Annotated in this window: 4 protein-coding genes; 3 read left to right on the forward strand and 1 reads right to left on the reverse strand. The window is 30.7% G+C overall.

The window, feature by feature from the left end:
- Positions 1-33: 33 nt before the first annotated feature.
- Both DBT50_RS09595 and DBT50_RS09600 read left to right on the forward strand, forming a co-directional pair.
- On the forward strand, positions 34-498 hold the full coding sequence (locus tag DBT50_RS09595; protein WP_101560579.1) for a hypothetical protein: 465 nt from the start codon (positions 34-36) through the stop codon (positions 496-498).
- A gap of 126 nt (positions 499-624) precedes the next feature.
- Positions 625-840, forward strand: a complete 216-nt coding sequence (locus DBT50_RS09600) for a hypothetical protein (RefSeq protein ID WP_070558003.1) — start codon at positions 625-627, stop codon at positions 838-840.
- A gap of 4,085 nt (positions 841-4,925) precedes the next feature.
- Here the strand turns inward: DBT50_RS09600 and DBT50_RS09605 are convergent.
- Positions 4,926-6,455, reverse strand: coding sequence for an IS1182 family transposase (locus DBT50_RS09605; RefSeq protein ID WP_195852868.1), 1,530 nt, complete (start codon positions 6,453-6,455; stop codon positions 4,926-4,928).
- 1,028 nt (positions 6,456-7,483) lie between these two features.
- Here DBT50_RS09605 and DBT50_RS09610 point away from each other — a divergent pair.
- Entirely contained in the window at positions 7,484-9,019 is a 1,536-nt protein-coding gene (locus DBT50_RS09610) for a helix-turn-helix domain-containing protein (protein WP_102695261.1), read from the forward strand.
- Positions 9,020-9,244 lie beyond the last annotated feature (225 nt).

The raw sequence follows: 9,244 nt of genomic DNA on the forward strand, positions 1-9,244 counted from the left end.
ATGCTAAAATATTTAGATTTACCAGGAGGAAGTATGTCAGGTAAAGTAGTTAGCTTTAAAATCAACGAAGAAAAGTATGCGATATTAAAAAAGGAAGCTGACGAAAAGGGGTTGTCGGTTGGCCAATATGTACGTCAAAAAATATTGGAAGAAGAAAAAGACGATGATGAAAGAGAATTTACGAACTTAGAGTTTAATTTAAAAAATGAGGAGATAACTCAAAAACTTATACAAGCTAAAGATGAGCAAATTTCTAGTTTAAATAAACAAGTCGATACTTTACAGGATCAGTTGAGTTCAGCTATGAAATCAGTGACTAAATTAGCGGATCAGCAACAACAGCTGACGTTAAGTTTACAAGAATCACTTTTTAAGATTGAGAAAGAGCCATTAAAGGATGATTATATGGCTGAAACTTCTGAAAATGCCTCAGAAAGCTCCTCAGTAAAGACTGAAAATGAAACTAAGAGCTTTTGGAGTCGTTTTTGGAGAAAATAATTTCGTGTAATTAAAGCTAGAAGGAGTTCTGTAGATATCTTGAAGTGTATTAACAAAGAGAAAAAGAATTTGGGCTAGAAGTAACTGACTTTGAAAGCAATATCAAAAAAATGTAGGCGAATATTTTTGAAGAACTATTTCAACAAGAATAAAAAAATTGTCGATGTTTTTTTGCCGGTCTTACAAAAAATATTTACAAGATTGGAAAAAAATCTTGATAGAAAAACTTATCGTGAAGAATTTTTTCAAGGAAAAGAAGACGAGAAATTTTTTTCTCATGAATTAGATATGAATCAATATTTTGAACAAATTAAATATGTTTATCGAAATAATTTGAAATAATAAATTTGAGAAAGAAAATAAGGAACGGGTAAAATGAAATCTTGTTAGGGAAATCCCTGAACCCAAGTCGAAAAATAATGAGTTTAAATAAAATTTTCAGAACTCATTTGCCGTTATTATTAAGTCATAAATCATGTAGTTGTGGAATAAAGAAAAGATTGAAATTTGTAAAAAATTGACTAAATATGCTTTAAAAAACTGTACTACTTTTTAAAGCATATTGTCCTACAAATAAAAATTTAGCTATTAAAACATTGTTATATCAGCATTTTGAAGTTGCCAAAAGTAGGACAAAATTTTGAAATTGCTATCACTTGTCATACTTCTGAAATCGACAAAAATATAAGGAAATTGCCTAAAATTTACTGAATAATCTGTATGTATTTAATACAGAAAACGTATCTGTTTAGTACTTAATTTGTATGTAATAAGCGCGTATAAATTTATGTATAGTATTGTTATATCAAGCTTTCTGTGTATGTATAAAGACTGTATATTTTTGAAAAATCGCTATCACTTGTCTGTATAAATTATGTAAAAAAGAATCCCTTTGGCTCAGCCAAAGTAAGCAAAATCTAGGTGCTTTAGTACCAGCTTTTGCTATCAAGGATTCCTTATGCTCTTTCAATATTTCAAGCAACTTCCTAACTAAATTTCTTTTTCGCTATGAAATTTATAACAATATTGACTTAGTAAAAAAGATTTTCTAATAAAAAAGCACGGAAATTTTCCGTACTTCTGTAAAGTATTCCTATATTTCGAACTTAGTTTCGCTATAGGAGAAAAAAACCGATGAATGAGAGCACCAGTGACTCTATGTAGAAAAAAGATTTTTATAAGACACTAAAACCATTGTAGCATATTTTATCTTGAATTATCATGTTATACTAATCAAGTCGTCTCTGACGCAAATTTATTTGCGAAAGGGGTGATTCACATGATCTACTTCTTTGAGCTCTTACTTGCCGTTACGGCAAATGTAATAAGCTACTACATTTGCAAATGGCTAGACGGCGAGGACAAATAGACGACTAGCCTTGAGCGTTGGTCACGCAAAAAAAGCCCCACGTTGGTTCAGAACGTGGGGCTTTTTGGTGATCACATGATCTACCTCTTTGTAGTTTTAGTATACCATAATTCAGTTATTTATTGCATGGTTTGGATTAGAAAAGCACGCAAAAAACGCCACGTTGGTTCAGAACGTGGCGTTTTGGTGTTCTCTTAAAAAATATTATAACACAACCCCAATTTAGTTATTACCTTGAAAAAAAGCACGGAGAAATTCCGTGCCTATATCCTCATACGGTCTCTATGTCTTTGTTGGCATGAGGAAGAGAGATTGGGCTGATCGGTAGGGAGTGCCCAATCAATCTAAGAGAAAGTAGTAAAAAACTACTAACTCTAATTATAAGCAAATGGTTACCAGAAATGGAAGATTTTTTGAAAACACAAATAAATTTTAGCGAAAAAATTATTCTAATTGAGTAAGGACTCAGTTTTAGCTATAAAACAAAACAACGTCGAGAAAAGACGTTGTTTTGTAGGATTGTTTATGTTAAGTAAAAACATTATACCCCGTTGCAGATTCAAAAACAAATCTTTAGAGTTTGGATGAGTCGGGAGTACAGTCAATATATATATTTAAATCTTGTTAGAGAAATTCTCTAACACATGGTCAAATGAACTTATTTTTTATTCATAAAGACTTTTCGCTGTCAAAAATTTAAAAGAAATAAGGATCAAAGAATTTTCTGTCTTAAAAATAATTTTTAGCAAAGTATTTCAAGAAGACCAAAATTTTTATCTAAAAGAAAGTTTCGGAATATATAAAAGCGTTAAAAGAAAAATAAAGGCATGGAAAATTTCTAAAGACGCAACAATAAAAATCGTTACATGAAGTTCAACAAGAGATGAATCAAATAAAAAAGAAAATGAAGAATTAAAAATACGACAAAAGAAATTGCAGATCTCTTAGGAATTAATCGAGAAAAATATCTTGCCTAAACTAAAAAAGACTGGTAATAAAAAATAAAAAAATTAAAAGGTAAAGAAGAAAAACGGAAGTAAAAAATAAAATAATTTCTCTAGAACTGACACGCAATATTTTTTGAAAATGAGTATTATCAAAATATTATTTTAGATTTCGCCTTTTATAATTTAGAAGACTATCGAGAAAGTGAAAAATAAATAGAGAAACTCTATGAAAAAATAATCTACGTTTTATAAAGAGCTTATGGAGTTAGAAAATCAAGTAAGAGATTTTGCTGAAGGAAATTATTATTATGATTAGAAAGTTTAGTAAAAGGAATACAAGCGATTAAAATGCATATAATTATGGTTTTGGAAGCCACTTGTATATATCTATATATACAAGAATAAAAGCGCTTAAATCGCAAAAATACCACGATATAAGTCATTTTAAGAGCGCTTACTAAGAAAATCTTTATAATATAATAAGTGTGCGGAGTGTAAGAAGTTCGTTTAATATAGCAAACGCCTCTTTCCGGGATAGTAGCCACGTTAGGCAGTAGAACACGAAAAGGGAGAAAATTATGGTATACTCTTTGTAGTAATTTTTAATTACTTTCTCTAAAGACTGAGTCTTCCCGACAATGAGACTAGTCTCTCCTTTTTATCTCAAAGGGGAGGAAAAGCACGGAAATTTTCCGTGCTTTTCTGTTTCGGAACATAATAAAAAAAGAACTTTGTTATAGTAATTTTGAAGAGAGCTATTCGTGAGAAAACTAAAGTCCTATGTTGGTTTCAAACGTGGACTTTTTTACATTTAGCTAACCTTCTTGGAAACTAGGTACACATATTTTATCGAATTAGTTTATTTTTTTCGTAAAACGTCGATCTACCTTTATATTTCCCGATTTGAGAAAGATAATTTAAAATGTCACCATTCCACTTTTTTCTTTTAATAGTGAATAATCAAAATTTCTCATCCCATAACCTCTCCTTTATCCCTTAATTATGTAATTTTTAGGCGATAAATCAATTGTTGTACGATTATTAACTTGTTGTAAGAACAAGTTAATATAATAATAGTATGAGGGATAATAAGTTTGTCTAACCAATTCGTTCCAAAATATCGTAACAGGTTGAGGCTAGCAATTTGTTATAATAAATGAATAGAAGAGCTCTTATATGGGCAACGCAAAAAGGAATGGATGATTAGTCCATTCCTTTTTATCCAAAAAGAAGAATAATAAAAAGCACGGGAGAGCTATATTTTAACTTTTGCGCCGAATGTTAAAGTCCTTGCTTTGGAGTATCAGCGCATAAGAGGCAACTATAGCTTTCCCGCGTTTCTATATAGGATATATATTTGTCCCGCTAATAAGGGAGAAAGCTGGTGTATAGAACACCAGCAGAATGGAGCTAAAATAGTATTTTTATAAAATACTAAGTTAATTATACTATAACATAGTTTATTTAGTTATCGTATATAGTAAAACTTCCCGTACGCTAAGAAACATCTATATTTTGATTTTCGATGCTCAAATAATTTTGTAGAAGTTTACTTCCAGAAAAAAACACCCCTTAATTATAAGGGATGTTTTGAGGAAGATTTTATGAAAGGTTAAAAAATGATAATGATGTCTGCTGTAATATCAAATTATTTATCCCCATTACAGGCGGAATGCCTGTGACACCTATATTTCATAAAAGGAGTTTTAACCATTCAAATCTTATCAAGCTAATGCTTGCTATAAACCTCATAATGTCATCCTAGCAAATATATCTATTAAAATCTATAAATTATGAATAATATTAGAGAAATAAAAAAATTATTCATCTAAGATATTTTACTAATAAGAAAATTCTAAAAAATATAGGTGAGCGGACTTCATATAATTTATTGTTTAGTGTCTAGAGTATTTCATAAATAAAAAAGCACGGAAACTCCGCGCTCTTATCTCCATACAGAGTAAAAAAGTCCTTGTATAGTATGAGGAGTAATGACTGGGCTGGTCGGTAGGTAAGACCCAGTCTAAAAGAAAGAGTCTGGGACAAAAGTCTGCGAACTCTAAAACTAAAAGAGAATCTACAAATTACTTAAGCGTGATTTGTAGATTCTCTTATTTTATTGCTTTTATTTTGTTATATTTTTTCAAATTATTGGCCATGAAGGCCAATCCAACATCAGTTTTAACCCTTGTTTTCCCTCTGAGGTTAAATCGAGTGAACCCTAAAATAGCCTTTATCTGGCCAAAAACTGGTTCAACGTCAATTTTCCGTTTGGAAAAGAGCTTAGATCCTTCTTCAGATAAAAGCTTCTGTGTTTCTATATTCTTTAATTCCTGATAGTTTTTATTATAGTAAAGCGCCTTTTGCGGCGCATTTTTTGGGTCCAAAGGCTTATAAACCTGAATTTCAGAAATATAACCACTCATTTTATTTTTTCGTTTTTGGAGATGACTAAAGAAATAAACCGTGCCGTCAGGATGTGTAAACGTATTACTTTGCTTATCGTAACTCCAATTATCCATATTTTTAGCTGATTTTTTATGTTTCTTTTTCTGCTCTTTATCAAACCGATTATATTTAATCAAATGGTTAATTTTATGGTTATCTAAATAAGTAAGGTTTTCTTCGCTACCATAACCAGCATCAGCTATAATGCATTTCGGGAAATTAGGGAAACTTTCAACAAAGGGTTGTAAAGTCCGCGTGTCCGTCGGATTGTGGAAAATATCATAATGAAGGACAAACTGGTTTTCAGTCGCTACTTGGATATTGTATCCCGCTTTCAATTGCCCATTCATCATATGATCATCTTTCATTCGCATGAACGTAGCATCAGGATCTGTTTTTGAATAGCTGTTTCTTCCGTTAAATGTTTCAAACTGTTTGGCATACTTTTGTTTGCGGGGTAGAAAATCTTTACTCACTTTACGGTAATGTTTTTTCAAACGACGACGTTCTTGTTTACGTTGATCTGGCCCTTTTACAGGAGTTTCCTCAATATCTTCAGTGAGTTTATCGATTTCTTCCTTAAGAACTTTAGATATCTCTTGAAGCATATTTTCTTCTAGATCTAAATTTTCATCATATTGGATGCCAGCATCAACCATCGGTTGAATTTCATTAAAGTAATATTCACGTGAAGTCACTTTTAATTGCTCTGCATATTTTTCAGTTGCCTTTTTCCAAACAAAAGAATATTTATTGGCATTCGCTTCAATTTTAGTTCCATCTATAAAGCAATTTTCTAAATGAATTAATTTCTCTAACTTTAACTGAGTGGTAAACTCAACGAATAAATTTTCTAATAAACATCTACAATTTTCTGAGGAACGGAAGCGATTAATCGTTCGATAGCTAATAACTTGTTGAGCGACTAGCCACTGCATGGGTATATTTTCAACCATTAATTCTTCTATTTTTCTTCCACTAAATACGCCTTTACTATAAGCGTATAAAAGCGCCATAATTAAAGGTTTTGGATGATAGGCAGGACGTCCGTCCTGGGTACTGAAGCTTTCAAAATGTTTTTCATCCAGAGATTCAATAAAATTATAGATTGAAAATACAATATGATCTGGATCGATACATGCAGATAATTCTAGTGGAAGTGTTGTTTGATTCATGTTATATTGTATGTACACAAGAAGCACCCCTTAATCTTTAGTGTGGTTACTAATATTATAGCAGGGTGCTTTTTTTATACCTAATTTTAAGTAAAAGGGATAAGAAATTAGTGAAAACTAACTTCTTATCCCTTTTTATTTCGAGGCTTTTGTCCCAGCCTCATGTAGGGTAGCATAAACAAATTCTATAAGAAAGCGTTTTTTTTTTTTAAAATATACAATTTTAGCAAAAGCAATTAGCTAAATATATTATAAAAAATAAGAAATATAATAGTATCTGTGATAGACTATGCGTATAGCTTTGAGTGTGGTTCCTCTTTACTCGACCAACGCTCAAAGCTAGTCGTCCTGTTATAGAGACAGGCGAGTGAGAATTAAAAAGCCTACGCCTTAAATAGCGTGGGCTTTTTAGCTATCATGTTAGCTTGCTTTCATGTACACCTTTTACACAACTTACTCTTACAAACTAAGTAAGCGCGAAAGCTTTGTCTTTTCCTTGCTACTTAGTTTATCAGTATAAGGTCGAGGAGATGGACAAAGGAATTCCCTTTTCCTCTAAAGAACTCCCTGTACAAAAAAGAAAGTATTATTATAAAGGTACAAAAAAATAATAACATAAATTAAATTTGTAATAAACCTTTTTTAAGTCATAAATTATAATAGGTAATCGAGTGTTTAAATAATGTAAAATAACTGTATTGATAATATACGTCCCATATACCTATTTTACTCTTAAGAAACTTAAGAAAAGTATACCTTAGTAAACAGTGTTCAAATAATGTATAATAACTTCATTGATAATATACGTCCCATATACCTATTTTACTCTTAAGAAACTTAAGAAAAGTATACCTTAGTAAACAGTGTTCAAATAATGTATAATAACTTCATTGATAATATACGTCCCATATAGTCTATTCTTCCCCTTCTTTGCTTAAGAAGAGTATGGTTGTAGTGAGTGCCATAAATTAGCGTTATTATCTTATGAAGTATCAGTTATAGAAAATATTTAGTTAGTGTTATTTAAAATAAATGAGGTGAGAGTGGTGTCATATATTGAGAATCCAGGAAGCAATTATGATGAACTTATTTGGTATTTAACGACTAATTATGATGAGGTGGAGGGGGAGGATTTTTATCGATATATTTTTCCTAATAATCAAAAAACTGGAGAATATAATACTGATAAGAATCATTGGAAAGCAAATGCTGTTTATTTGTATCACGATGAAGATAATTCTGAAAAAACTTATCGAAGAAGAATTATGTTAGATGATACTTGGGAAGAAGATTTTGAAAATTATATTTATGATAATCATCATACTTTGTGTAGTGGCTTGTCTTATCGTGGAAAAGCTAATACTTTATTGAATGCTAGAGAGCTAAATGCAATTATTATTGATTTAGATAGTGTTAGTTTAAATGAATTAAAAAATCTAATTGACAGTTTTGATAATACTCCAGGCTATTTTGGAGCTATTCCTCGTCCAACTTTTCTTGTAACTAGTGGTACCGGGATACATATTTACTATGTACTTGATCAACCAGTCGATCTATTTCCTTATTTGAAACAGCAATTTAAGGAGTTGAAGTATGGTTTAACTTATAAAGCTTGGAATCCAACGATTACTTCAAAAGATGAGGTAGTTCAATATCAATCAATTGCTCAAGGCTTTCGAATGGTTGGATCAATTAATCCGAAGTATGGTGAAAATTTACATGTAAGAGCTTTTCAAGTAGGCGATAGGGTGTCTGTTGATTATTTAAATTCTTATGTAAAGGAAGAGCAAAGAGTTGATTTGGATAAGCTTTTTACACCAAGTAAAATGACTTTAGAAGAAGCACGATTACAATATCCGGATTGGTTTGAACGGAGGATTTTAAAAGGAGAAAATTTGCCAAAACGTTGGCAAATCAATCGAGCTGTTTATGATTGGTGGAAGAAACAATCTTTAGATATTGTGGGTGGACATCGATACTGGTATTTATATTTATTAGGAGTTTATGCGGTAAAATGTGGTATTAGTAAAGAAGAATTTTCGGAAGATTGTTGGGGAAAATATCCTGAATTAAAGCGAAAGCCTAATGGAACAGATATTTTTAAACCAGAAGATGTTGAAAGTGCAATCGAATCTTATGATCCATGTAATTTTATGTATTCAATTATTGAAATTGAACGTAAAAGTGGTTTACGAATTGAACGTAATCGTAGAAATTATCGAAAACAGAAAGAACATATTAAATTTATGAATGCTGTTCGAGATAATGTTTCTTATCCTGAAGGTGGATGGCAAAATAAGCAAGGAGCACCAACAAAGGAAAAAGAAGTTCGCGTTTTTATTAAAGAAGCTTCAAAAAAAAATAGTGTGAGTGAAATTGCTAAAGATTTAGGAGTGACTCGAGCCACTGTTTATAAGTATATAAATTCGGAAGAAGTAAAAAATGATCGAGGGTCGAATAAAGAAGATTTGGTGATTAGTTATATTAAAAAATATCCTAAAAAAAATGTAAGCGAAATTGCTAAACAATTAGGTATAAGTCGTACTACGGTATATAAATATAAAAAGAAATATGGTTTATAGAACAACTTTATAGGTATACTTAAGTATACCTATTGTTTTTAATATATGACTGATATACTGATATACTAAGGTTATTAGTATATTATTTTGTAAAATAGGTATACCTAAGTCTACTTGTTGTTCAAATATATTTTTTATATATTAAGGCCTTAGAATAAAAGAAGTAAACTAAGTCTACCTAAGTCTATCTAAATCTACATATACATAAATCTCTGATTTGTTTAT

Origin of the sequence: Aerococcus tenax (genome assembly GCF_003286645.3) — a bacterium.
Lineage (GTDB): Bacteria > Bacillota > Bacilli > Lactobacillales > Aerococcaceae > Aerococcus > Aerococcus tenax.